The sequence below is a fragment of the Rothia sp. LK2588 genome, from assembly GCF_040946465.1.
GTDB lineage: Bacteria > Actinomycetota > Actinomycetes > Actinomycetales > Micrococcaceae > Rothia.
In genome coordinates this window covers 124,010-148,909 of the sequence record NZ_JAYWLS010000001.1, presented here as the reverse complement: position 1 = coordinate 148,909, position 24,900 = coordinate 124,010, and the positions used below count along the sequence as shown (strand labels likewise).

General features: G+C 62.4%; 16 protein-coding genes and 1 tRNA gene. 6 read left to right on the top strand and 11 right to left on the bottom strand.

The features are described from left to right. Positions 1–18 precede the first annotated feature (18 nt). Positions 19–1,257 (bottom strand): cysteine desulfurase family protein, encoded by a 1,239-nt coding sequence (locus VVR12_RS00620; RefSeq protein WP_368549187.1) that lies wholly within the window; start codon positions 1,255–1,257, stop codon positions 19–21. A gap of 160 nt (positions 1,258–1,417) precedes the next feature. Between VVR12_RS00620 and VVR12_RS00615 the strand changes: the two genes are divergently transcribed. Continuing rightward, positions 1,418–1,885 carry a tRNA (cytidine(34)-2'-O)-methyltransferase gene (locus VVR12_RS00615; RefSeq protein WP_368549186.1) on the top strand — a complete coding sequence of 156 codons (468 nt, stop codon included), beginning with the start codon at positions 1,418–1,420 and terminating at the stop codon, positions 1,883–1,885. A gap of 2 nt (positions 1,886–1,887) precedes the next feature. On the opposite strand, the gene VVR12_RS00610 is transcribed toward VVR12_RS00615, so the two are convergent. After that, a complete protein-coding gene (locus VVR12_RS00610; protein ID WP_368549185.1) occupies positions 1,888–3,330 on the bottom strand; it encodes a S1C family serine protease in 1,443 nt (480 codons plus the stop codon). 254 nt (positions 3,331–3,584) lie between these two features. Here VVR12_RS00610 and VVR12_RS00605 point away from each other — a divergent pair, with 254 nt between their 5' ends. Beyond that, complete coding sequence (locus tag VVR12_RS00605; RefSeq protein WP_368549184.1) at positions 3,585–5,597, top strand: TPM domain-containing protein; 2,013 nt, start codon at positions 3,585–3,587, stop codon at positions 5,595–5,597. A gap of 54 nt (positions 5,598–5,651) precedes the next feature. After that, positions 5,652–6,371 carry a PspA/IM30 family protein gene (locus VVR12_RS00600; RefSeq protein ID WP_368549183.1) on the top strand — a complete coding sequence of 240 codons (720 nt, stop codon included), beginning with the start codon at positions 5,652–5,654 and terminating at the stop codon, positions 6,369–6,371. 62 nt (positions 6,372–6,433) lie between these two features. Here VVR12_RS00600 and udk read toward each other — a convergent pair whose 3' ends face one another. Beyond that, on the bottom strand, positions 6,434–7,120 hold the full coding sequence (udk, locus tag VVR12_RS00595) for a uridine kinase (protein ID WP_368549182.1): 687 nt from the start codon (positions 7,118–7,120) through the stop codon (positions 6,434–6,436). A 96-nt stretch (positions 7,121–7,216) separates the two neighbouring features. Here udk and VVR12_RS00590 point away from each other — a divergent pair, with 96 nt between their 5' ends. Then, positions 7,217–8,584 (top strand): MFS transporter, encoded by a 1,368-nt coding sequence (locus VVR12_RS00590; protein WP_368549181.1) that lies wholly within the window; start codon positions 7,217–7,219, stop codon positions 8,582–8,584. A 123-nt stretch (positions 8,585–8,707) separates the two neighbouring features. Here the strand turns inward: VVR12_RS00590 and VVR12_RS00585 are convergent, their stop codons facing one another. The 4 genes from VVR12_RS00585 to VVR12_RS00570 form a co-directional block, all read right to left on the bottom strand. Beyond that, positions 8,708–10,108, bottom strand: a complete 1,401-nt coding sequence (locus VVR12_RS00585; RefSeq protein ID WP_368549180.1) for a formylglycine-generating enzyme family protein — start codon at positions 10,106–10,108, stop codon at positions 8,708–8,710. A 193-nt stretch (positions 10,109–10,301) separates the two neighbouring features. Next, positions 10,302–10,375 (bottom strand) — tRNA-Met (locus tag VVR12_RS00580). A gap of 134 nt (positions 10,376–10,509) precedes the next feature. Then, complete coding sequence (locus tag VVR12_RS00575; protein ID WP_368549179.1) at positions 10,510–13,527, bottom strand: UPF0182 family protein; 3,018 nt, start codon at positions 13,525–13,527, stop codon at positions 10,510–10,512. A gap of 101 nt (positions 13,528–13,628) precedes the next feature. After that, positions 13,629–14,738 carry a PDZ domain-containing protein gene (locus VVR12_RS00570; RefSeq protein ID WP_368549178.1) on the bottom strand — a complete coding sequence of 370 codons (1,110 nt, stop codon included), beginning with the start codon at positions 14,736–14,738 and terminating at the stop codon, positions 13,629–13,631. Positions 14,739–14,915: 177 nt separating this feature from the next. On the opposite strand from VVR12_RS00570, the gene VVR12_RS00565 reads away from it, so the two are divergent. After that, on the top strand, positions 14,916–16,394 hold the full coding sequence (locus tag VVR12_RS00565) for a zinc-dependent metalloprotease (protein WP_368549177.1): 1,479 nt from the start codon (positions 14,916–14,918) through the stop codon (positions 16,392–16,394). Between the two features lie 30 nt (positions 16,395–16,424). Here VVR12_RS00565 and VVR12_RS00560 read toward each other — a convergent pair whose 3' ends face one another. The 3 genes from VVR12_RS00560 to nudC all read right to left on the bottom strand — a co-directional run bounded on the left by VVR12_RS00560 (position 16,425) and on the right by nudC (position 20,120). Then, on the bottom strand, positions 16,425–17,015 hold the full coding sequence (locus VVR12_RS00560; protein ID WP_368549176.1) for a YgjP-like metallopeptidase domain-containing protein: 591 nt from the start codon (positions 17,013–17,015) through the stop codon (positions 16,425–16,427). Further along, the gene (locus VVR12_RS00555; RefSeq protein ID WP_368549175.1) at positions 17,012–18,880 is read right to left on the bottom strand and encodes an ATP-dependent helicase; all 1,869 of its coding nucleotides are present in this window, start codon (positions 18,878–18,880) and stop codon (positions 17,012–17,014) included. Before VVR12_RS00555 ends, VVR12_RS00560 begins: the two co-directional genes overlap by 4 nt. 67 nt (positions 18,881–18,947) lie before the next feature. After that, on the bottom strand, positions 18,948–20,120 hold the full coding sequence (gene nudC / locus VVR12_RS00550; RefSeq protein WP_368549174.1) for an NAD(+) diphosphatase: 1,173 nt from the start codon (positions 20,118–20,120) through the stop codon (positions 18,948–18,950). Positions 20,121–20,156: 36 nt separating this feature from the next. On the opposite strand from nudC, the gene VVR12_RS00545 reads away from it, so the two are divergent. Beyond that, on the top strand, positions 20,157–21,299 hold the full coding sequence (locus VVR12_RS00545) for a phosphotransferase (RefSeq protein ID WP_368549173.1): 1,143 nt from the start codon (positions 20,157–20,159) through the stop codon (positions 21,297–21,299). Here the strand turns inward: VVR12_RS00545 and VVR12_RS00540 are convergent. Continuing rightward, a complete protein-coding gene (locus tag VVR12_RS00540; RefSeq protein WP_368549172.1) occupies positions 21,235–24,897 on the bottom strand; it encodes an ATP-dependent helicase in 3,663 nt (1,220 codons plus the stop codon). The two genes, VVR12_RS00545 and VVR12_RS00540, sit on opposite strands and share 65 nt — an antisense overlap. Positions 24,898–24,900: the final 3 nt, after the last annotated feature.

Below are 24,900 nucleotides of genomic sequence, written 5' to 3'. Positions count from 1 at the left end.
AAAAGTCGAGTCAGGTGGTCAGTGCCAGCGGGAAGCTTCGGGGGTGTGAGCTGCCAGGCCGGCCGACGAAGCCTGGGCATAGGCCGCGGGCAGGGCATTGAGGAGAGCCTCGATATCGGCGTCGGTCGTGGAGTGCCCCAGGGTGAATCGTTGAGCGCCGCGCGCGGTTTCTTCGGGGACTCCCATGGCCAGCAAGACGTGGGAGGGCCGCGGCACGCCGGCGTTGCAGGCTGAGCCGGTGGACGTCTCGATGCCTGCCATGTCTAAGAGGAAGAGCAACGAATCGCCCTCACACCCGGCGAAGGTGAAGTGGGCGTTATTCGGCAGGCGACGTGTGGGGCCGTGTTTCATGATCTCGAGGTCGGTCTCGGGTTCCGGCCCGCGCAGGGTGGCTGCCGGGTACTCTTCGCGGACGCGGTTGATCAGGCGGTTGCGCAGGGTCGCGATCCGCCGCGATTCCGTCTCGAGGTGTTCGGCAGCCCATGCGGCCGCCGCGCCGAAGCCGGCGATCGAGGCGGCGTCGATGGTGCCCGAACGCACCGAGCGTTCCTGCCCTCCCCCGTGCAACACGGGAGACAGTGCGGTCGTGCGGGTGGCAATTAATGCGCCGATGCCCATGGGGCCGCCGATCTTGTGCCCGGAGATTGCCATGGTGGCCACCCCGGAATCGCGGAAGTTGACGGGGATAGCGCCGAAGGCCTGAACGGCGTCGGTGTGCATGGGAATACCGTATTCGGCGGCGATCTCGGCGATGGCTGCGATCGGTTGGATCGCGCCCATCTCGTTGTTGGCCCACATCGCCGTCACCAGCGCCACGGATTCGGGGGCTTTCTCGATCAGGGCACGCACTTCGGCAGGGTCGATCATGCCCGAGGCGTCCACCTCGATCCACTCCAATTCAGCCCCGTCGTGGGCCTCCAGCCACTCGGCCGCTTCAGAGACCGCGTGATGTTCGATGGTCGAGAGCAAGACGCGGGTGCGGCGTGAGTCGGCTCCGTTGCGCTGATAGAACAACCCTTTGACCGCGAGGTTATCGGCTTCCGTTCCCCCCGAGGTGAAGATCACCTCGGCGCTATCGCAACCGACGGCGCGCGCGACCTGTTCCCTGGCCGCCTCGACGGTAGCCCGGGCGCGGCGTCCTGCCCCGTGCAACGACGAGGGGTTACCACCGATACGCATTTGCTCGAGCACTGCCTGCATCACCGGTTCGAGGACGTCGGTGGTGGCTGCGTGGTCGAGATACACGCGGTCTGCCATGGGGCTTACCTTTCAGCTCGGGTCAAAGACGGGACTACGCCACGGGGGGCGTTCATGCCTAACCATCCTAGCGGCCAGTTCATTCCCACGCCCCATGAATTCGTTCACTCCCACCGGAACGGAGATTATTCCCCTGCGCGGGTGCCCTACACTAAGGTGCGTGTTCAAAATTCTGTTCTATACGCCTGAGATCCCCGGAAACACCGGCAACGCAATCCGCCTGGCCGCCGTCACCGGCGCCGAGTTGCATCTGGTAGAGCCGTTAGGATTCAATTTCGACGACAAGCACCTCAAACGGGCCGGTCTGGACTATCACGATTTGGCCGTGATGACCGTCCATCCCTCCCTCGAGCAGGCCTGGGAGGCTCTGCTTCCGGCTCGTGTGTTTGCCTTTACCACCACCGCGACCACCAACTTCGCCGATATCGAGTATCAACCCGGCGATGTCTTGTTCTTTGGCCCCGAATCGGTCGGCCTACCGGATGAGGTGCAGAACGCACCCGAGGTGACCGAGCGCGTGCGTATCCCCATGTTGCCGGGCCGCCGCTCGCTCAACCTGGCGAACTCCGCTTCGATCGCGGTCTACGAGGCCTGGCGGCAACACGGGTTCGACGGCGGCGCGGTCTAGGCCTACTTGGAGGCCTGTCCCAGGGTCAGCTCAATCTCCTTCTCGGCTCCTCCCCGCTGCACGGTCAGCTTGACCTTCTTGCCGGGTTCGGTCTGGCGTACGGTCGCCGAGAGCTGACCGGCCTCGGTGATGGGGCGGCCGTCGAACGAGGTCACCACATCTCCCGACTTCAGGCCGGCCTCATCGGCGGCACCGCCCGGGGTCACGTCGCGAATGGTCGCACCGTCACCAAAGGCTTGGGACTGATTGTCGTTGGCCGGGGAGGTCGCGATTGTCGCACCGATCTGACCGTGCTTGGCGGCGCCGTCCTGAATGATGTCGTTGGCCACCCGCTTGGCGTAGTTGACCGGGATCGCGAAGCCCACGCCGATGTTTCCCGACTGTTCGCCGGAGCTCGACGACGAGCCTGCCGAAGCGATCGCCACGTTGATTCCGACGACCTCTCCCTTGGCATTGACCAACGCGCCGCCGGAGTTACCGGGATTGACAGCCGCGTCTGTCTGCAACACGTTCAGCGAGATGGTGGACTGCTTAGAGCCCTGTGGTTGCTGATGCGGTAGTTGAAACTGGAACGGGGAATCCTGCGAACCGAAGGGTTCCTGCTGCGGGGCGCTGTCCTGGGTATCGCTATTGGGCGCGGACGAGGCGATCTCAATCGTGCGGGAAAGCGTCGAAATGATGCCGTCGGTCACGGTGTTCTGCAATCCTAGCGGGGCGCCAATGGCGATCGCGGCGTCGCCGACGTTGAGCTTTTCAGAATCCCCCAGGGTAGCCGGGGTGAGGTTGAGACCCTGGGTATCTACCTTGATCACGGCCAGGTCGCTGGTCGGGTCGGTACCGACGAGTTGTGCCTTGCGTACCTGAGCGTCGGAGAGCTGCACCTCGATGTCGGCCTTGCTGGCCTGGCCGTCCAGGGTGACCACGTGGGTGTTGGTGAGAATGTGCCCCTGGTCGTCGAGCACCACACCGGATCCGGAGCCGGATCCCTGGCCGGCGTTGACCGAGATCGTGACCACCGAGGGGGTGGCCTTCGCCGCAGCCGCCGTAATCTCGTTCACCGAATCGGTGTTGTTGACGATCGTCGTGCTCGACGTCGTGGACCCGTGCGAGGCAGCGGCCGGGGAGGCTTTATCGGCGATGGCGTTGACGCCGGTGGCCACGCCCGAACCCACAAGTGCGGCCAACAAGGCGGCTCCCAGCACCGTGCCCGTGCCGTGCTTTTTCTTGCGGGGTTCTGCGTACTGAGGGGCCTGCGCATAGGGGTGCTGGGCGTACCCGCCCGGGTTGTACTGCTGGTATCCGGGGTTCTCCCCCTGACCGTACTGCGCGTAGTGCCCCGAGTGCTCGGCAGAAACATTCGAGAAAGGCTGGGTGGGCTGCTCACCTTCGGAACCGTAGTGACCGCGGGGTGTCTCCGACTGCTGATCCCAAGGATGTTGCGACATACTGTGCCTTTCGTTCGTGGAGCCCGGTCTCAGGGCACACAATTTTTCTACCTCACCTTACTATCCCCGATCGCACTGAAACCCAGTTGAGTATCGTCTGGATGTTTTCTGAAAGCGCAGTCAAGACGTCCCGGCGTGGATGTGCCCGGAGCGAACGAGCCGAGATGCACCGGTAACGCTCAGGTGCGACACGGTAGAATTGTGATAGCTGACATTGCCCACGGCGAACCGCGCCTGGAGAGGATGAGTCGCCCATGAAGAAACTTTCGTCCATGAGTCTGTTCCTCAGCTCGTGCGCCGCGTTGACGTTGCTCGCCGCGCCGTCCGCCATGGCGCAGGCACCGATGGATTTGCCGCCGAAGGTGCGGGTCGAAGATACGACCTCCTCCATCTCTGATACCGCGCGCTTGCAGTCGGCCATCGACAAACTCGCCAACGAGCACAACATCAACCTGTACGTGGTGACCGTCGACAAGTTCGAATCTCCCCAGCAGTCCGATGCCTGGGCTAAGCGACTGGGCCAAATGAACAATATGGGCACCAACGATGTGGTACTGGCCATCGCAACGGAGGATCGCGCTGCCACCCTGGTGGCCGGCGGCGAAGGTACCCTGAGCCAGTCCCAGGTCAATGACATTTACACCAACAAGGTGTTTCCGCAGCTGAAGAAATCTGACTATTCGGCCGCCGGTATCGCGGCAGCCGACGGCATCGCGCAGGCTGTGTCCGGCGGTTCTCGTGGCTCCTCTTCGCAGGCCTCTGGCGCCGGTCTGGCCGGGCCGGGAACTGGTATGTTGGTGCTGGGCGGCGTCGCCGCCGTGGCCGGTGGCAGTGCCTGGTTGTTAGGACGCAACCGTCGTGGCCGCGGCGGGGTTCAGCAACCCGGCGGGGCAGGGCCTCAACCAGCCGGTGGCGCACCGATCCCGCAGCTACGCCAAGAGGCAGGCAAACTGTTGGTCTCTACCGACAACGCGATCGTCAACTCTCAGCAAGAAGTCGAGTTCGCCGCTCTGCAATACGGTTCGGAAGCCGTTGCGCCCTACCAAAAAGCGATCGACGACGCTAAAGAGCACATGCAGCGTTCCTTCCAGTTGCAGAAGCAACTGGACGACGACATCCCCGACACCGAGGCCGACCAGCGGGCCTGGCTCAACGAGATCATCGCCCGGTGCCGCGACGCGCAACGAGCCTTGCAACAGCAGGAAGAGAACTTCAACAACCTGCGTCAGCTCGAAAAGAACGCGCCGGAGGTTTTGGCTTCTCTTGAGTCCCGAGTTCGCGAGGTGGAGCAGCGCATCCCCGCCGGCCAGGCCTCGATGGATCGCATGACCATCCGCTACCTGCCGTCTGCTTTCGAGACGGTGAAAGACAACATCGACCAGGCGCACGGTCGCCTCGAGTTCGCCCGCGAAGCCATCGCCGCAGCCCGCAACCTGATGGACACCAATCGCTCCGAGGCCATTCTCGAGATCCGGGCCGGTGAAGAAGCCGCGGGTCAGGCGCACGGCCTACTGGAGTCTGTGGACGCCGCAGAGAAGGAGCTGGAGTCAGCTCAGCGCTCCCTCGAGGAGGCCCTCATGCTGGCCCAACGCGATGTGGCGCAGGCGCGAGAGACGGCCAAGTACCAGCGCACCGGAGAACTCGCCGGTGCAGCGGCAGGTGTCACCGCTGTCCTCGACCAGATTCAGGCTGAGGCCCGGGCGAAGCAGACCGACCCGTTGGCGCTCTCGCGCAAGTTGCAACAGGCTCGCTCAGAACTGGACGCCGCCCTCGGCAGCGTGCGGCAAGAACACGAGGCTCAGAACTCGGCTCGCGCCAGCCTGCAGCATGCCCTGGTTTCGGCCCAGGCGCAGGTCTCTACGGCCAGCCAATACATCTGGGCCCGCCGTGGCGGGGTGGACTCCCTGGCACGCACGAAACTGCGCGAGGCGGAGCGCCAGCTCGATTTTGCTCAGAGCAACGCCCAGGCGAATCCGGTCGAGGCTCTCACCGCCGCACACGAAGCCATGCGTCTGGCCACCGAGGCACAAGAGATCGCGCAGTCGGATGTTGATTATTTCAACCGTAGCTACGGCCACGGTTACTCGCACTCCAACAACTCCGCCCTGCTGGGTGGCATCTTGCTCGGTAGCATCCTCAACGGCGGTTTCGGCGGCGGCCACTTCTCCGGTGGCGGCGGGTTCGGTGGCGGCTTTGGCGGCGGTTTCGGCGGAGGAGACTTCGGCGGGGGCGGTTTCGATGGCCCCAGCGCCGGTGGTACCTTCTAAGCCCTCAAGATTTCTCCGGGAACAACCGGAGCCCTACAAGAAAGAAGGAAAATCATGGTAAAGCAGACCATTTTCGGCCGAATCTCCCAGCTGGCCAAGGCTAACATCAACGCGCTCATCGACTCTGCGGAAGACCCGCAGAAGATGCTGGATCAGATGGTGCGCGACTACACCAACAACATCGCCGAGGCAGAGCAGGCCGTTGCCCAGACCATCGGCAACCTGCGCATGCTGGAAGAAGACTACGCCGAAGACCAGCGCGAGGCTGAGGAATGGGGCAACAAGGCCCTGGCCGCCTCGAACAAGGCCGATGAGTTCCGTAACACCGGCGATACCGTCAACGCCGACAAGTTCGATAACCTCGCCAAGATCGCCCTGCAGCGCCAGATGCAGGCCGAGAATGAGGCCGCAGCCGTCAAGCCGCAGATCGACGCGCAGACCCAGGTCGTCGAGAAGCTCAAAGATGGTCTGAACAAGATGAACGAGAAGCTGCGCGAGCTGTCGGCCAAGCGCGACGAGCTGGTGGCTCGTTCCAAGAACGCCGCCGCGCAGAACCAGGTGCACGACGCCCTGAAGTCCTTCGATGTCATGGACCCGACCTCGGAAATCTCCCGTTTCGAAGAGAAGGTTCGTCGCGAAGAGGCCCGCGTGCGCGGCGCCGAGGAGCTGGCGGCGTCCTCCGTGGACGCCCAGTTCAACGAGCTGGAAGAACTCGGCAAGCAGTCGGAGCTGGATCAGCGCCTCGCCGCGCTGAAGGCTAAGAAGAACGCATAGCCACCCCGCGAAGTCCGCGTTAGAATTCGAGGTCCTACCACATCTGGTAGGACCTCGATGCGTTAAGCGGACTTCGGCGCGAGCTGGTTCTGAATGCGGTGAACCAGCATATCGAGGGCCACCAGGTTCGTGCCGCCTTCGGGAATGATGAGATCTGCCTGGCGCTTGGACGGTTCCACATAGAGCTCGTGCATGGGCTTGACGGTCTGCAGGTACTGTGACTGCACCGACTCAATGGTGCGGCCCCGCTCTACCACGTCACGGCGCATCCGGCGCAAGATTCGCACGTCTGCATCGGTATCGACGAAGAGCTTGATATCGCACCGCTTGCACAGCTCGGGCTCGGCGAAAATCAGGATGCCCTCCATGATCACGATCGGGCGAGACTCGATGATGACGGTTTCTTCCGACCGGTTATGGGCAGCGTAATCGTAGACGGGGCACTCGATGGCCTCACCACGAATGAGCGCATCGAGGTGAGTAGCCAACAGGTCGTTGTCGAAGGCCTCGGGGGCATCGTAGTTGAGCTGGCAACGCTCTTCGTAGGAGAGGTCGTCGTGGCGTTTGTAATAGTTATCGTGGTAGATGACCGCCACCTGCGACTGAAACGATTCCATCAGCGCGCGGGTCAGGGTAGTTTTGCCGGAGCCGGTTCCTCCGGCAATCCCGATCACGAGGGGCTTCACGATATCCTCCTGGGTGCTTTGTATTGCATCTATTGTGACATGTTCACCGCGCCCTTCAGACACCGCATCTTGTCGGCACAGAAGTAACATGCACGCCGAAAATGGTCAGCCCGGATTACGATACTTGTGTCTCTACACACTTAACATGAAAGTTGATCGATGAAGCGCTCGCTGAATCAGCGTCTCGATTCCCTCCCCTTTACCCCGGAGCACGCTCGTCTGCTGACCGGCTCAGGTATCGGCTGGGCCCTAGACGCGATGGACGTTGGACTCATCTCGTTCATCATGGCCGCCCTGGTGGCCCATTGGGGGCTCTCCCCCACCGAGGTTTCCTGGCTCGGTTCTATTGGATTCGTTGGCATGGCCCTCGGGGCCACCCTGGGCGGTTTGCTGGCCGATAAGTTCGGTCGTCGGCAGATCTTCGCGGCCACGTTGTTGGTTTACGGCCTGGCCACGGGCGCATCGGCCCTGGCTACCTCTCTGGCCATGCTGATGGCCCTGCGGTTCCTCGTCGGACTCGGGCTGGGTGCCGAGTTGCCCGTGGCCTCCACCTTGGTCTCCGAGTTCTCACCCGTTCGCATCCGGGGCCGGCTCGTTGTTCTGCTGGAGGCCTTTTGGGCGGTGGGTTGGATCGCCGCGGCCTGTATCGGAACCTTTGTTGTGGCCAACGGTGAAAACGGTTGGCGCTGGGCGCTGGCTATCGGTCTGGTACCGGCCGCCTATGCGCTGGTGGTACGCCTGGGGCTACCCGAGTCGGTACGCTATCTACTCTCCCGAGGACGCGAGGCGGAGGCTGAAGCGGTGGTGGCCCGGTTCGAAGCCTCGGCAGCCACAACGCGGGCGCGCCGCACCGAGGTAGCCGAGGAGGGCGCGGCGTCCATCACCGCAGGCGCAGACGACACCGCCGTGGACGAGGTGACGGTCGCCGCTGAAGAGGGCGAGCCGTCCTCCATTTTTACGGCCTCGTTGCGCCGACGAACGATCGCGCTGTGGACCATCTGGTTCTGCATCAACCTGGCCTACTACGGGGCGTTCATCTGGATTCCCTCGCTCCTGCACGCTCAGGGGTTCACGTTGGTTCGCTCCTTTACCTTCACCCTCATCATGACACTGGCTCAGCTGCCCGGGTACGCGGCCGCCGCCTATCTGATCGAGCGTTGGGGACGCCGCCCCACCCTGACCGCGTTCCTGGTCGGTTCGGCCATCTCTGCGGGTTTTTTCGGCTTCGCGACCACTGAAACCGCACTGATCGTGGCGGGATGTTGTCTCTCGTTCTTCAACCTGGGCGCCTGGGGCGCCTTGTACGCCATTGGTCCGGAACTCTACCCCACCTCGGTGCGGGGTAAGGGGACGGGAGCAGCCGCGGGATTCGGTCGAATCGCCTCCATTGTTGCCCCACTGATCGTTCCCCCGCTGGTTTCCGCCGGTGGGATGAACCTACTGTTCGGTTTATTCGCGGCGGCATTCGTCATAGCCGGCTGTGCCGCTTTCGCGTTGCCCGAACAGAAGATGCGCCTGTTGGCCTAGCTCATCGCAGAAAAATAAGAAGGGGCTCGCCACGGAATGAACCGCGGCGAGCCCCTCACTTTATCGTCGGGTAACCCCCTGCCCGCGCGCACCGGTGCGTGAAATGGCGCAGGGGCACTGCGATTAGATGTCGCGAACCAGGCGGAATCCCCACATGTTGGAGTGAATGTAGTTGTTGTAGTACGCCGAGCGATAGGCGATACGCAGGTTTTGCGGCATATAATCCCATGCTCCCCCTCGCAAGACGGGGAACTCTTCCACACCGGAGGTGCGTGCCTGTTCGGTGTAGGGGCCGGACTCCAAGTTCGGTTCCCAGTAATCGGCAACCCATTCACGGGCATTGCCGGTCATGTCGTAGAGTCCCCACGCGTTGGGCTTGTACGATGCTACAGGTGCGGTGTAGGCGGCGCCGTCATCGGTCTCCATCATGGGCTTGAAACCGTAACCGGTTGCGGCGTCGGTCCGGACGTCGTAACCGGCGGCGTACTCGTTGCCATCGTTGATGTCTTCTCCCCAGTAGTAGGCGGTGGTGGTACCGGCGCGGGCAGCATATTCCCATTCGGCTTCACTGGGTAGACGCCAGTTTTGACCGGTCTTGGCGCTCAACCAGCGTGCAAATGCCTTGGCATCTACACGGGATACCTGCACCACGGGTTCGGAACCGCTGTTCTGTGGAATGCCGGGGTTCTGCCACGTCACGCCGGGACGGTACATAGAGGAGTTAGGATCCTGCGATTGCGGTGGGGCCGGGAAGCCAACGCCGCCGGCGGGCATGGCGTAGCCGGTTTCTGCCACGAAGGCGGCGAACATATCGCGGGTTACCTCGGTGGGCATGATGCCGAAATTGCGACGAATCGTCACCGGATGTTTCGGCGACTCCCACACACGGCGGTAATCGTCGACATTGTGACGTTCCCACTCTGCCTGGTCCCCACCCATCTCAAAAGTGCCTGCGGGGATAACCTTGTAGTTCACTCTGAAACTACCTGCGTTGTCGCTGTAGGTCTCTAAAGGCTTGTTCGCGGCCGGTGCAGACTGAGCCACAGCCGTCACACCCGCGGTAGCCTTCTGCTCGTTGTAAGGGTTCTTCAGGTCGAACGCTAAGCGGTCGCGCCAGAGCTGCATATCTACGCGGGTGTAGCGGTTCTCGAGCTGAGCAGGGCGCTTCTCCTGTTCAAACTGGCTCTCTTCGTTGAGCATGGCCTGGGCCTGGCGGTTGAGAATACCGGCATCCAAAGCCAGCTGCGGATTGATCTGAGCGCTGGTGGTGTCAATCAGCTTCTGAGAAGCCTTAAGAATTCGGGTGTACACATCGCGGTAGTAACCCTTAGGCCACTGAGTGACCGCTTCAGCCTCTTTGAAGATGCGGTTCAGCTCGTTGATGGCGGGCATGGGCTTGTGCATGCGGTGGGCTTCGGCGGTTGCGTTGCCGACTCCCGCAGGAGCCGAGGCAAATGCAGGCTGACCCAGGGCCAAGACACCCAATGTTGCGGTTGATGCGGTCAACAGAGTTCGGCGATCCATGATGTCTCCTATTGAAGATTGGTTGGTGTTGTTGTCTACGAAATATAGTTTACTCGTAAATTATATTTTGTCACCCCGAGGATGGTATATGTGATCACAATCAAGGTGGCTAACAAAAGACAGAGCAAAACTCAGATCGCACAGAAAATTAAACAAAAAGACCCAGTTCCGAAGAACTGGGTCTTTGTCTTAGTTGCGGGGGCAAGATTTGAACTTGCGACCTCCGGGTTATGAGCCCGGCGAGCTACCGAACTGCTCCACCCCGCGGCGACTCATTCAACTATACACAAGTGTTCCACCCCGCGCAACCTAAATGTAAGGTTTGTAAGGTATCCCACACAAAGAGGCCCCGGAGACCTGCAGGTCTCCGGAGCCTCTTTGTTCAACGCTGGGCCGGCGGACTACTTGCCCTGGCCAGCTTCGGCGGCCATGGCGTCCTCAATCGCCTTGTTCAGGCGGTCCTGAGCCTCACCATAGGCCTTCCAGTCGCCGTCCTTCATCGCCTTATCGGAATCCTGCATCGCCTGATTTGCGCGATCCAGGGCATCCTTGACCGTCGGCGAGTCGGCCGACGCTGCCGCATCCGGTTTATCCGTTGCGTTCGGCGAATCGGCCTTCTTCTCATCCACACCGGCGTCGGTCGCGGTCTTCGCACCCGAAGAACCTTGGAAGAGCTCGTTGAGTGCCTCGTCAAGGGTGGGAGCGAAGCCCACCTTTTCGCCGAAGCCCACCAGCACACGGCGCAGGGTCGGGTACGCGGAGTCACCGGAAGACTGCACGTAGACCGGTTGGACGTAGAGAATGCCGTCACCCACAGGCAAGGTCAGCAGGTTGCCGTTGATGACGTCCGAGGCGCCCTGACGCAACAGGTTCAGCTCCGTGGAGACATCAGTATCGGAGTTGAAGTTGTTCTGCGCCTGACCGGGGCCGGGAACCACCGAGCTACGCGGCAACTCCAGCATGGTCAGCTTGCCGTAGTCCGGGCTGATCTCGCCGTCCTTGCCGGTACCGGCGTCGCCGTTAGCCGCCATGAACCCATACATCACGTTACGGGTGTTGGAATCCGACTGCTGTGGGATCCAGCTGGTCGTCAGCGAGAAGGACGCCTTGTCCTCCCCCGGCATCTTCAATGACATGTAGTACGGCGGCAACGGGGCCTGGGTGTCCGTGGTCGGATCGTTGGGGGTGGCCCACACGTCGTCCCCGGCGTAGAAGCTACCGGCGTCGGTCACGTGGTACTTATTCAGGATCTCACGTTGCACCTTGAACATATCCTGCGGGTAGCGCACGTGATCGATGAGATCCGCGCTCATCTCTGCAACCGGCTTTACGTTGTTCTTGAAGACGCCCTGCCAAGCTCGCAACAGCGGGTCTTGGTCGTCCCAGGCATAAAGCTGCACCGAACCGTCATAAGCGTTGACGGTGGCCTTGACGGAGTTGCGGATGTAGTTGACATCCTTGCGCGGCAGGGCCGAAGCCATTCCATTCTGCACTTCCGAATCCTGGGTGGCTGCCTGCAGTTCGGCTTCCTGGGAATAGGGGTACTGATCCGAGGTGGTGTACGCATCGACGATCCAGACCACCTTGTTGTCGACGATCGCGGGGTATGGGTTGCCGTCCACAGTAAGGTACGGCGCCACCTTCCGGACGCGGTCGGTGGGGTCGCGATCGTAAAGAATCTGCGAGTTATCGCGGATAGCGTCGGAGAGCAACAGATCCGAAGACTGGAACTTGATCGCGTACGCGAGACGGTTCAGCGGGTTGCCGACGTTGGGGCCGCCGTCACCGGTGAAGGTGTATTTAGCGTCCGAGGCTCCCTTGTCGTCCGTGGTCTGCGGGCGGTCAAGCTCCAAGTGCTCATCGGACTCGCTACCGCCAACCACCGAATAATCCGGCGAGGACTTACCGAAGTAAATTCGCGGCTCGTAATCCTCGCTGATCTCGCCGGTCGCGGTGATACCCGACTGCATGAACTTCGGCTTGCCGTCGGCCTCCACCTGGTTACCGTAGGCGGCGATCACACCGTAACCGTGTGTGTAGACCACGTGCTGGTTGTACCACGACGAATCAGCGTTCTGCGCCGGATTCAGCTCGCGGGCGGAGATCACGGTGTCTTGAGACTTGCCATCGATCTTGTAGCGGTCCACCGACAGCGTTTTTTCGAACTGGTAGTAGGGGCGGAACTGCTGCAGCTGCGAGAAGGCGTTCGAGACCACGTTCGGGTCCAAGAGACGAATGTTCGAGATCGTCTCGGTCTCGTCTTTCAATGCGCCGGCGGCGGTGTTGGTCGTTGCGTCGTAGTTTTCTACCTTGACGTCGTCCAGACCGTAGGCGTTACGGGTGGCATCGATATTGCGCTGGATGTACTCGGCCTCCGAAGACTGCTCGTTCGGCACGACCTGAAAACGCTGCACGATCCAGGGATAGATACCGCCCACCACGAGAGCGGCAATCACCATGACGGCGGTGCCGAGAATCGGCAGGCGCCACTGGTTCGTCACCGCGGCCACGATGAAAAAGGCCGCAACGATCAACGCGATGATCGCCAAGATCGACTGCATGGGGATGATTGCGTTGACGTCCGTGTACATCGCGCCTGCCCAGCGGCCGGACTGCGACTGAGTGGCGGTATAACGATTTAACCAGAAGATCAGACCGCGCAGGAGCAGGAACAACGCCAGGAGGATTGCCGCGTGACGTCGGAAAGCCGAGGTGGTGTCGATTCCCCGCTCGTGCACCTTGATGCCGCCATAGAAGTAGTGCATGACAAGCGCGGCCAGGCCCGAGAGCAACAGCAGTGTCGAGAGGAAGTTGACGAGCATCTTCCAGAAGGGCAAGGAGAAGATGAAGAAACCGAGGTCTTTTCCGAATTCCGGGTCTGTGCGACCGAAGTCTACCGCGTTGAAGAACAGCGCGACGGTTTCCCACTGCGAGGTGGCGCCGGCGCCCACGAAGAGCCCGAGTGCGGTGGGAACGGCGATGAGCAATACCTTGCGCAGTTTTTCGACCTGTTCGCGGTAGCGATCCATGTTCTGGTTAAACACGTCGGTGAAATCGCTGAAGGGGTCTGCGGGGTTACCGGGACGCTGCGCTTCGGGGTGCGGACGAGGGGGACGGTTCTGCGCCGCGGTCGGGGCTTGGCCCTTCTTATAGGCGTAGTGCATGTTCGCCCAGATCGCGCCCGCTGTGATAAGCGCGGTGATCAGGAAGAGCGCTAGGCGGTACAGATTCTGGGTGATGAAAACGTTGAGGAAGCCCAGCTGGTCGAACCAGAGGACGTTGGTGTACACCTGGGTCGCAAACACGAAGGCGATCACCAGCGCGGCCACGATGGCAAAAGTGATCGTCAGCGTGTTGTTCTTCCGCTGAGGCGTACGGGGATTACGAGGGGCGCGAGGGGTTGGGGCTCCGGTAGTCACGAGATCCTTAAAGAATGGGCAAATGTGATAAAGGCTATTTATCCATTGTGCCAGTTTCGCCCCGTGCCGTCACCTGTCTCACCCTAGGTCAGCCAACGCGCTCAGCCGCAGGTGGGGAACCCGGCGGGGTCGGCACCGGTGCCCAGTTTCTCGACGGCATCGGCGGCCTGCGAGAGCGAATCGACCTTGATGACCGACAGGCCATCGGGAACGTGACCGACGACGTCCTGGCAGTTATCTGCCGGGGCGAGGAAGAACTCGGCGCCGGCGTCCTTGGCACCGACCATCTTCTGAGCGATGCCCCCAATCGGGCCGACCTTGCCCTCGGCGTCGATGGTGCCGGTGCCCGCGAAGTGTTTACCACCCGTCATCTGCCCAGGGGTGAGCTCGTCGATGATGCCGAGGCTGAACATCATTCCCGCGCTCGGGCCACCCACCTCTTCAAGGCCGTACTTGACCTTGATGGGAAAGTCATAGTCTTTCTTCACGGCCACGCCCAAGAGATACTTGTCGGCCTTCTCGCTATAGGTCGGTGTGATCTTCTCGGTGAGGGTGCGACCATCCCGCTTGACGGTCACATCTACGGGGCGACCTTTTGTTTGGGCGAGGAGGTCGGCGATCTGTTCGAAATGTTTGATCTGCTGTCCGCCGATGGAGACCAGCTCATCGCCCGGCTTGAGGGCCTTCGCGCTCGGAGAGTCACCGGGGATGTCTGCGATCTTCAGCTTCTCAGTGAAGTCTTCGTGCAGGTAGGTCATGGCTGCCGCCTGAGCCGACTCCTGCGAATTAGACATATCGCTGGCATTCTTGGTGGTGACCTGTTCGTTGGTCACCGTGGGGTCGTACATCAGCTCGGTGGGTACTACCATGGTGTGCGAAGCAAGCCAGGTGCCCAGCGTCTGAACGGCGAAGATGCGGGTATTGGGTCCTCCGGCCACCGATACGGTGGTCATGTCGAGCGCTCCTGAGACCGGATACGACTGTCTGCCCTCGATGCTGATCAGTTGTTCCCCGTCGGTTTCCCCGATCGTGTTGAAGGTTGGGCCGGCCTCCTCGGTCACGAAATTCACCGGTACCACGAGAGCTGTTGCCGTCAACAGGGCCGTGGCCCAGCCGGTCACGTTGCGAAGGCGTGCAGAGCCATCCCGGCGGACGCCGGTTGCCGGTTCAGACGTAACGGATGTGGTGCGGAAGGCGGGTTTCAAGCGCATTCAACCAGCGTACCCGATCGGCCAGAATCACCACGGCACCCATCGTGCCCCCTAGCCTGATAGTTTGCCTGCACTTAACCGCTGGAAGCGTAACACCCCTCGCACTGCACACGGCGCTTCGGTAGGGTGGAGTAAATGTTAATTTAACGTCATAAGTACCAGTTTAAGGAGGGCACTATGGCAGACAACGATCGCAATAATCCCCACGACTCCGGCTCGGAGAACGATCCGTTCGAGGAAATGTTCAAGAAGCTCGGCGGTGGCTTCGGCAACCAGTCGGGCGCCGGATTCGGCAACACCCCCGGTGGGTTTGATCCGTCGTCGATGGGCATTGATCCCGAGGAATTGCGCCGCATGGGCATGAATATCGATCCGGCGATGCTACAGGGGCTCATGGCCCAGATCAGTTCGATGTTCGGCAATACTAACTCCGACGAACCGGTCAATTGGGACATGGCACGCCAGCAGGCTCGCCAGCTGGTGGCCATGGGCAAAGACCCCTCGGTCACCCAGAACCAGAAGTCGGCCGTTGCAGACGCCACCCAGTTGGCGGATCTCTGGTTAGACCCTGCCACCGCTTTCGACCGCACCGGTTACACCACCGAGACGTGGTCGAAGTCGGATTTCGTGGAAAACAGTTTCGATACCTTCCGCGAGATCGCCGGTCCGATTGCCGAATCGATGTCTCGCACTATGAATCAGTCGATGGATTCCCAGATGCCCGAGGAGCTCAAGTCGTTGCTCGGTGGGGTCGGAGGTGGCAATTTCCTCTCCGGCATCGGCGGAATGATGTTCGGTTCGATGGCCGGTCAGTCGGTCGCCTCGCTGGCCGGTGAAGTGGTTTCTTCCACCGACGTGGGTCTGCCGCTGGCCGATTCCCGCGCGGCCCTGGTGCCCCAGGGTGTTGCCGCTTTCGGTGAGGGTCTGGAAATCCCTCCGCAGGAGGTCATGCTCTACCTCGCCGTCCGCGAGGTCGCTCTGTCCCGTCTATATAAGTCCAACCCCTGGCTACGCCAAGACATTATCGACCTCATCAAGCGTTATGCCCGGGGTATCCACATCGATGTGGAGGGCATGCGGACCGCAGCTGAAGAGATTGACCCCTCCGATCCCGCCGCGATGCAGGAGGCCTTCAGCGCCGACCTCTTCACCCCCGAAAACACCGAGGACCAAAAACTGGCTCTCGAGCGTTTGGAGACCTTACTTGCCCTGGTCGAGGGGTGGGTGACGGTGGTGACCGAGCAGGCCACCAAGAACCTGCCCATGGCTTCGCAGTTGGCCGAGTCGATGAGCCGACGTCACGCCACCGGTGGCCCGGCCGAGCACGTCTTCGCGTCGCTGGTGGGGCTGGAGCTACGCCCCAAGCTCAACCGCGAAGCAGCCACCTTCTGGCGGAATTACGGGGAGGAGCACGGCATCGACGACCGTGACAAGCTGTGGGCCGCGCCGGAGACCCTGCCGACCGGCGAGGAACTTTCGAACCTCACCGAGTATGAACAGCGCGTGGAGATGGTCAACGCCACCGACGACGAATTCGATGCCGCACTCGAGAAGCTCTTGGCGGGCGGATACGACGAGCCGGCAGAAGAGTCGAAGAAGGATCAGGACGATCGACCCGACAACGACTCTCAGGGCGAGGGCAAGAACGACAAGTAACTCAATTACCCCCGTCGGCTCTCGATCACGCTATTGAGACTGAGCGAACACGATACCCGCGAGAAAGGCCTCCGCTTCGGCCTTGCGCGGGTATCGCTGTTCTAGGGCTCGAAAGCGAGCACCGTGGTTGGCCTCCACGAAATGGCACAGCTCGTGAAAGACCACGCTATCGATCACAAATTCGGGGGCTCCCCGCAGAACGTGGGAGATCCTGATGCGCCCCGCGGTGGGCGTGGCCGAACCCCATCGGGTGGACTGGTTGGTGACCCAGCGGATTGAGTCAGGCTGATGACCCTGCGCGGTTGTGAGCTCGGGCAGGTATTGTTCCGCCAGCGCCCGCATCCGGGTGGCGAGGTACTCGTCCGAGGCGAAGGAGCGGCGGGCGTCCTCACGTGCGCGGGCCCGGGACGCTATCCGTGGGGCCAGCGTCGCGGCGTGCCGGAGGATCTCGGCGCGTGAGGTGCGTGCCGGCACCAACAACCGCAGGCGTCCGTCGGGGTCGAGGCGGGCGGAGACCGTCTTTCTCCGGCGGGTGGATCGGACCACCACGATCTCGGGCAGGCCGTTGGAGGCGGGAACGATCTCCTCGGTTTTCTCGCCCGCACTACCGCGAGCGCTCACGCGCGGAATCCTTTGGTAGAGGAGGTCTTCACCGGTTTTTCCTGCGGCGGGGCGATGGCCGAGAGAAAGCGCGATCGTTTGCGGTTGGCGCGACCTCCGGGGGTCCGTGAGCGGGACCAGCTGAAAGTGAGGTGCTTACGGGCGCGGGTGATGCCCACGTAGAGAAGCCGGCGTTCCTCATCGATTTCGTCACCGGTTTTGGCGAAGCTGATGGGCAGTAGCCCCTCGTTGAGGCCGGCAAGGAAGACGGCGTCCCACTCTAGGCCCTTGGCCGAGTGCAGGGACGCCAGGGTAACCCCGTTCATGACGGGGGCGTCCTGATCACTCATTCGCCGGGCCAGCTCGGTGGCGAACTCAGTCATGGTCAGCCCGGCCGGGAGTTCATCGGCACCGTTGTCACGGGCGCGTTGGCGTTCCTGCTCACGTTCGGCGTGCATGCGGTCTGCCATAGAGACCAGTGCCGCCAGCGATTCCCACTTCTGTCGCTGGGCGCCGGAGTGGCTGGGGCCCTGCTTGGTGTACCCCAGCTGCTTGAGCAGGTCCCGGGTGTATTGCGGGACGTCGTCGGTGCCGGCCGACTGGGCCGCGGTGGAGATCATGCGGATGGCGGCCTTGACCTCTCCGCGGTTGAAGAACTGTTCGGCCCCGCGCAGCTGGTAGGCGATCCCCTCTTCGGTCAGTGCCTGCTCGATGGCCGCCGATTGGCCGTTGGTGCGGAAGAGCACGGCGATTTCGCTGGCGGGCACGCCGTCTTTGGTGATGAGGTCTTGGATGTCTTCGGCAATGCCGGCTGCTTCTTGCTCGTCGTCGGCGTATTCGAAGAATTCTGCGCTCGGTCCCGAACCGCGCTGGGAGACCAGGCGCAAGGGTGTGGCCCAGGAACCCGGGGTGGAGTCTTTGGCGGGCCGCCGATCTTGGAGCAGGGTGTTGGCGAGGTTCACCACCTGTGCGGTGGAGCGGTAGTCGCGGATGAGTTTGACGACGTTGGCGCCTTCGTAGCGGCGGGTGAAGTTCAACAGAAACCTGCTGGTGGCACCGGTGAAGGAGTAGATGGTCTGAGAAGCGTCGCCGACCACGCACAACTCGTCCCGTCCACCGAGCCAGGCGTCCAACAGGCGCTGCTGCAGCGGGGAGACGTCTTGATATTCGTCCACGACAAAGTGGCGGTACTGTTTGCGGACCTCGGCGGCGACTTCGGGGTCGTCTTCGAGCACGCCGACGGTCAGCAGTAACACGTCTTCGAAGTCGATGATGTTCCGCTCGTCTTTGAGGTCTTCGTAGGCGCGAAATAGCCGCGCCATGTTTTGCGGGGTGACGTCGGTGGGCAGGTCCCGCTCCCCCAGGCGCGCCGGCAGGGTGTCGGGGGTGAGCATGTTGACCTTGGCCCACTCGATCTCGGCGGCGAGGTCTCTGATCTTGGCGCGATCGGTGGTCAGTCGCAACCGGTTGGCTGCCTCGGCGATGAGCTGTGACTTGTGGTTGAGAATGGTCGGCGGGGTGCCTCCGACCGCGCGGGGCCAGAAGTAAGTCAGCTGACGGAGCGCCGCGGCATGGAAGGTGCGCGCCTGGACGCCGCCCACGCCCAGCTGTTTCAAGCGCACGCGCATCTCCTCGGCCGCGCGGGCGGTGAAGGTCAGGGCGAGCACCCGGTTGGGTACGTAGCGTCCGGTCGCAACGCCGTAGGCGATGCGGTGGGTGATCGCGCGGGTCTTGCCCGTGCCTGCTCCTGCCAGAACGCACATGGGCCCGGAGAGTTCGGTGGCCACACGGCGTTGTTCTGGATCCAAGCCTTCCAGGATCTTGTCTGGGGAGGCGATACCGCCGGCGTTCTCACCGGGGTGGGTACCAGGATGCACAGCAGGCATGAAGCTCCAATGAAGTTGGTCGGGGTAGAAACCGGCACCCGTTCACGACGTGCGCGGGGCGCGGATTCTATTGTAGGCGGGTCGGCAACGGCTCGCCGAGAAAATCCTCGATCAGCGCACGGCTGATGGACGAGCGCGGGGGTAGCTGAATCTCACCGCTGGTGTGGGCCTCACGCAGCTGCTGACGAGTGAACCAGCGAATCGTCTCGATCTCGGTTTCGTCGGCGGCGACCTGTTCCGGATTCTCGATTTCCGCGGTAAACCCGAACATCAGGGAGCGCGGAAACGGCCAGGGCTGGGAACCCAGATACCTCACTCGGGTTACCGCGCCACCGCATTCTTCGAAGACCTCGCGGGCCACGGCGTTTTCGATGGACTCCCCCGCCTCGACGAATCCCGCGAAGGTGGAGAACCTGTTCTTTGCCCACGCGCGCGACTGCCCCAGCAGCAGGTGGTCCTGCCCGTCGATCGTCGCAGTGACGGCGGTGATCACCGCGGGGTCGGTGCGCGGGAAGTTCACCCGGCCGGCGGGTGTGAGACGCGCCCAGCCGGAATTGATGACGACGGTGGGTTCCCCGGTGGCGCCGTCGTAGACGGCCGAGGCGTGCCAGGCGGTCAGCGCGGCCACGGCTGAGAAGATCTGGGAATACCCACGGGCGGTGTGCTCGGCGGGGTTGTCGGCCAGGGTGCGCGCCGAGTCTGCGTGTTCCCGCAGCGATAGCCACCGTCCACCGGTGCGGGCGGCCATGAATTCCTCGGGGCTCAGTTGTTGCCCGTCGGGGCCGAGCAGGTTCTCCGGTAGGTCAAGGTATTCCTCCCACGCGCCACACAGCGCGAGAACCGGTGTCTGGTCGAGCATGCCGCCGAAGAGGACGTCCGCCCGCGTCGGCGCGTCGAGATCGTGTTCACCGCTGTTAGAGCGGGGCACTTTGCGGGGCTCATGTGCCGCAACGCGAGCGCAATACTCACGCAACGCCGCATGGTTGAGACCCACACCGCAGTCCGTCTCTGCCAGGTTGAGAGGAATGAGTTCGTCATCGACCAGAACTTTTCCGGCGGTCACGGCGAGGAGTTCTCCAGAGCGTCCCGGGGTGAGCACGGCGTCCAGGCAGGAGTTGAGAAATCCCTCGTCACCGAGGTGTTCTGACCAGTCGCGTCGGTCACGCGAGGTCAGCGGCAGATACCCCAGGGGCCCGGTCGGGGAAAGGCTGGTTCGTAGTGCTAGGAGGTTGTCATTCATTCTGTGGCTTGCCCCTTTGTCTTGTACCCTAATGATGTGACTGTTACACCGCTTCAACTTGCCGCCATTGTCTCCGCAGGCGTCCCGGGTCTCTACCCGGTCGCTGCGTTGCCCTCTGCCGACGACGCCGCCGATTTCGATTCGGCGGTCATCATCGACTCCGCAGATAAGCGATGGCGCGTTCGATCGCCGAAGCACCCTGAGGCTAGCGTACGCCTCGAAGCCGAACACGTCATCCTGCAATCTTTCTCTGCCGGCTTGCGGGCGAGGTTGCCGTTCTTGGTTCCCACGATCGTCGGTTCGGTACCGACGAACGGTATGCAGACGTTTATCTACACGCATATCCCCGGCACCCATTACGACATCGACGAACTCGCCGAGATCTCCTCGCATGCCAAGGAGGGCACCGAGGATTTGGCGACGTCGCTGGGCCGTCTTATCGCCACGATTCACGTGATGCCCGAGTCTATCGTCGAAGACGCAGACTTGCCGGTCTACACCGCCGATCAGATTCGCGACCGTCGCCGCGCCGAGTTGGCCCGGGCCGAGCAGACCGGCAAAGTGCCCTCGGGCCTCTTGGCGCGATGGCACCGCCTCATGGACGACGAAGCGCTGTGGTCGTTCCGCCCACGCGTGATTCACGGCGACCTCAACGAGGACAACCTGGTGTTGGACCAGAAGCAGATCACCGAAGTCACAGGCTGGTCTGAGGTGTGCGTGGGCGACCCGGCGATCGACTTCTCGTGGTTGTTGGCCTGCGAAGACGAGCGTTTCACCGACAAGGTGATCGAGGTCTACGTGGATCAGATGCCGCAGTTGCCGGACTCTTCGCTGGCCCTGCGCGCCAACCTCTACGCCGAGTTCGCCTTGGCGCAGTGGTTGATCCGCGGCATCGAGCACGAGGACCGGCAGATGGTGGACGAAGCCGTGCGTATGCTCCGGACGCTGGAATCTGACCTTCGCGCCGCCGGCGAGCTGCGCCCGGAGGTCAGTAGCTCCCCATCCAGTAGCTCCCCGCGTGAGACCGAGGCGCAGGGCTCGACCGCATCTGCCACCGACGCCTCGCCTGAGGAGCACCCCGCCTCGGAGGAGACGCAGCGCCCCACAGGTTCCGTTAGCGGGTCGGTCCGTTCCGATACTGCGTACCCAGCTTCTTCGCCCTCCGCAACAGACGCGTAAGTTCCTGCTCGTCGGCGAACTTCTCCGGGCTCCACTCGCGGTTTTCGGCCACGTAGAAGAAGGTTCCGCTCACCTGGGAGACGTCTAGGTTGTGTAATCGGGCGAAGGCCAGGCGGTACAGGGCCAACTGCATCGATTTCGACCTGCGGTCTTTGGCGGTAGCCGGGCTACGACCGGTCTTCCAATCCACCAGTTCGAACCGTTCCACGCCGTCATCGTCGATATCCCGGTAAATGGCATCGACTCGACCACGCACCGAGATACCCTCCACTGGTGTCTCGATGGGATACTCCACCGCCCAGGGTTGGCGCTCGGCCCACCGGCTGGCCAGAAAGTTCTCCTTCCACGCCGGTAGATCCATGCTGACTTCGAGCTCGGAATCCGCGAAATCCTCCCACTCGACATCCAGCATGGCGCTGGATTGCACGTGAGACTCCACCCAGGCGTGGAAGATCGTGCCGGCCCGCGCCGCGATGCCCGGTCGTTGCGGCATTGGCCGAATCATGTTGCCCACCACCGCTTCGGGGTCGTCCGCCAGAGACACCAGGTTCGAGGCGCTCAGGTGAGCGGGGAGTTCGAATCCCGAGTGAGCACGCGGCTCGTTGAGGATCTCTAACAAGAGGGCCGCCTCTTGATCCCAATCTTGGATCATCTGCGCGGTCTCTGGGGAGGCCTTCGCGATGGTCGGTTGGTCGGCCCCGAGCACCTCGGTGGGGAACTGCCCGGTGACCACCGCGGTTGCAGCCGCCTCCATGCGGGCGCGTCGAGAGGTGCGGAAGCGTTCTTCATTCTGCAATTTCTCGCGACGACGTTTCTCTAGGGTGGCTTCGGTGAACTCACCACGGTCTTCGGCAGCGTGGAGCTCCTCCAGTGAGGACCACGTCATGGTCTCGGGGCCCTCGAGAGGGTCGAAGGGCCATAGTGCGGTCGTCAGCGTGGCCGATTGGGGGTTCTCCGAACCAATCTGCTCCTCGCTGACCTGCGTGAGCACTTCGAGATGGTGCTCCTCCGCGCGTTCAGCTTCCTCGGCCAGCTCCAACCAGAATTCACTGGCGAGGGACGGCTTGGCTTTGGTCCCCTGCCACGCCGATCCCGTCAGCACCAACACAGACCGGGCGCGGGTGATCCCCACGTAGGCTAGGCGTCTCTCTTCGTTCACGCGGTACATCAGGGCGTCGTCCTTGAGCTCCTTGAGGTACTCGTCGATCTCTTGGGTGTCGAGAAAGTCATCTCGCCACTTCGGCAGAAAACCCCTGTCACCGCGGAGGGGCCACGGCAACGTTTTCGAGTTCTGCGTCCAGCGCGGATCGTCTAGGCGGGGGAAGTCGCCGTGGTTCATGCCGGGGATATACACGTGATCCCACTCCAAGCCCTTAGAGGCGTGGACGGTCAGTATCTGTACCACGTCGGTACGCGGCTCTTCGGTGGCCATCTCCAATCCGGATTCCTCGGCGGCTGCGGCATCGAGCCAGGCCAGGAATCCGTTGACGCCGCTGGGCGACCCCGTGCCGGAGCTCAGCGAGAAACGCAACGTGCGTTCAGTCTGTTCCTGGGCTGCGGACTCCGCGTCATCCAGTTCATGCTCATCGGCTGCCTCGCCGTGAAGCAGTTCGGTTCCCGCCAGTAGCGTCGCGTTAATTCGTGGAGCCGATTGGGCGTACTGCGCGGCGACGTCGTGGAAGGCGTCGATGTGTTGTCGGGCGGTTCCCGGAGTCGCCCCGGGACGGGCAGCTAACTCGATGTCCAGCAGAATGGTCTGTTCGATCGCGTAGAGCAGGGTCCCGAGGTCTTCAGCCATAAACTGACGGAGATAATCCAGCTCTGCGGCGAGCGCGCGCAGGCGTTCCAGACCCGTTTCGCTGATGCTTCGCCCGTGGTACGAGGTCCATCCCGGTTCGGGAAGCTGTTCGAGGGCTTCGACGAGGGAGGCGCCGTCGGTGATATCCGAGGAGATCTGCTTTTCCAGCCGCTCTAACTCCCGCTGTTTTTCGTCGTCGTTGAGTTCCGTGTAGAGGTCTTCGGCACGTCCGGTGCGAATCGCCTCGTCGCGGCGGCGCTGCAGGTGCGATGCCCAGTCGGAAAACGCCAAGAGATCCGCGACCCCCAACCGCCAGCGGGCTCCGGAGAGGATCCGCATCAGCGCATCAGATCTGCCCGGATCTGCCAGGACGCGCAGAATCGCGACCATGTCCACCACTTCTGGGGTGTCCAATAACCCGCCGAGACCAACGATCTGATACGGCACCCCGTGGAGTTCTAATGCCGTGGCAATGGCCGGCATCTGGGCCCGCTTTTTGCACAGCACGGCCATCGTCAGAGCTGTGGCCTGCGGGTCAGCGACTTGGGCGGCCCGTCGCTGCGCCACTGCGGCGGCCACGGCCTCCGCCTCCTCCGTATCGGTTCGATAACGCCCCAGGTGAACCGTCCCCTCCCCCGGCTCGGGACGCGTGCGCAAGTCGGGGACCTGCACGTCCGAGGGGTCGTCCACCCAGCGTGGGGTGTTCTGCAAGGGCGCGGCCACCTGGTTGGCGGCGTGCAACACCGCGCTGTCGTTGCGCCACGCAACGGTGAGGTAACCGGGCTCCGGGTGATCGGTAGGGAAATACTTGTAGAAGCTGAACAGCTGGCCGTCCGAGGCGCCGCGAAAACCGTAGATCGACTGTTTCGGGTCGCCCACTGCCATCACGGGGTGCTCACCGTGGCCGTTGCGTCCGCCGAAGAGATCGGAGAACAGTTGCATTTGCGCGTGTGAAGTGTCTTGGAACTCGTCGAGCAACACCACTTTGAACCGCTCCCGTTCGGTATTCCGGGCTTGCGGAATATCTCGAGCGATCCGCGCGGCCAACGAAATCAGGTCGCCGTAGTCCATGACTTGCATGGTGGATTTCAACCGCTGATATTGCTGAACCAATTGGCCATAGAAGATGCGGTTCTGTAACCGGGCAACCAGGCTGTCCCGCTCCTTGGGCTTCTTGCGCCCCACGTGAGGAACCCGTTCTAACCGTTGAATCTGGTCTTCACACCAGCGAATGAGGTCTTCGGGGTCCACCAGGTGTTCGGCGCATTCACCGGCGAGGGCGAGCACCGACTCGATGATGGTGGATTTCGCCTGCGGATCAACGGGCAACAGCTTGGGATCCACGTACTCAACGAGCTGCGCTACCAGCTGCCAGCTTTGAGCGCCGCCAAGCATCTGGGCGTCCTGTTCCACGCCCAACCGCAAACCGTAGTTAGCCACCAGCGTGTTGGCGTAGGAATGGTAAGTAGAGACCACCGGATCGAGAACGGGTGTGCCCTCGGCAGGTTCGGCGATCATGTCCAAGCGGCGTAGCTCCTCGAGGCGCATGCGCATGCGCTCGCGCAGTTCGGCGGCAGCTTTACGGGTGAAGGTCACTCCGAGCACCTCGTCGGCGCGCACGAGCCCATTGGCTACCAGCCACACCACGCGATCCACCATCGTCGCCGTTTTGCCCGAGCCCGCGCCGGCGACGACGAGTTTGGCGTTCAGCGGGGATGAGATGATGCGGGATTGCTCTTCGGTAGGCGCCGGACGGCCCAGCGCCATAGCGATGTCTTCGGGGGTAAATGCAATGTTCATCGG

Bases quoted from the DNA above. Each gene is read 5' to 3' on its own strand.
- VVR12_RS00600 (WP_368549183.1), top strand. From the start codon at position 5,652: ATGGTAAAGCAGACCATTTTCGGCCGAATCTCCCAGCTGGCCAAGGCT.
- VVR12_RS00590 (WP_368549181.1), top strand. From the start codon at position 7,217: ATGAAGCGCTCGCTGAATCAGCGTCTCGATTCCCTCCCCTTTACCCCG.
- VVR12_RS00610 (WP_368549185.1), bottom strand. From the start codon at position 3,330: ATGTCGCAACATCCTTGGGATCAGCAGTCGGAGACACCCCGCGGTCAC.
- VVR12_RS00555 (WP_368549175.1), bottom strand. From the start codon at position 18,880: ATGCCTGCTGTGCATCCTGGTACCCACCCCGGTGAGAACGCCGGCGGT.
- VVR12_RS00585 (WP_368549180.1), bottom strand. From the start codon at position 10,108: ATGGATCGCCGAACTCTGTTGACCGCATCAACCGCAACATTGGGTGTC.
- VVR12_RS00605 (WP_368549184.1), top strand. From the start codon at position 3,585: ATGAAGAAACTTTCGTCCATGAGTCTGTTCCTCAGCTCGTGCGCCGCG.
- VVR12_RS00565 (WP_368549177.1), top strand. From the start codon at position 14,916: ATGGCAGACAACGATCGCAATAATCCCCACGACTCCGGCTCGGAGAAC.
- VVR12_RS00570 (WP_368549178.1), bottom strand. From the start codon at position 14,738: ATGCGCTTGAAACCCGCCTTCCGCACCACATCCGTTACGTCTGAACCG.
- VVR12_RS00540 (WP_368549172.1), bottom strand. From the start codon at position 24,897: ATGAACATTGCATTTACCCCCGAAGACATCGCTATGGCGCTGGGCCGT.
- nudC (WP_368549174.1), bottom strand. From the start codon at position 20,120: ATGAATGACAACCTCCTAGCACTACGAACCAGCCTTTCCCCGACCGGG.
- VVR12_RS00620 (WP_368549187.1), bottom strand. From the start codon at position 1,257: ATGGCAGACCGCGTGTATCTCGACCACGCAGCCACCACCGACGTCCTC.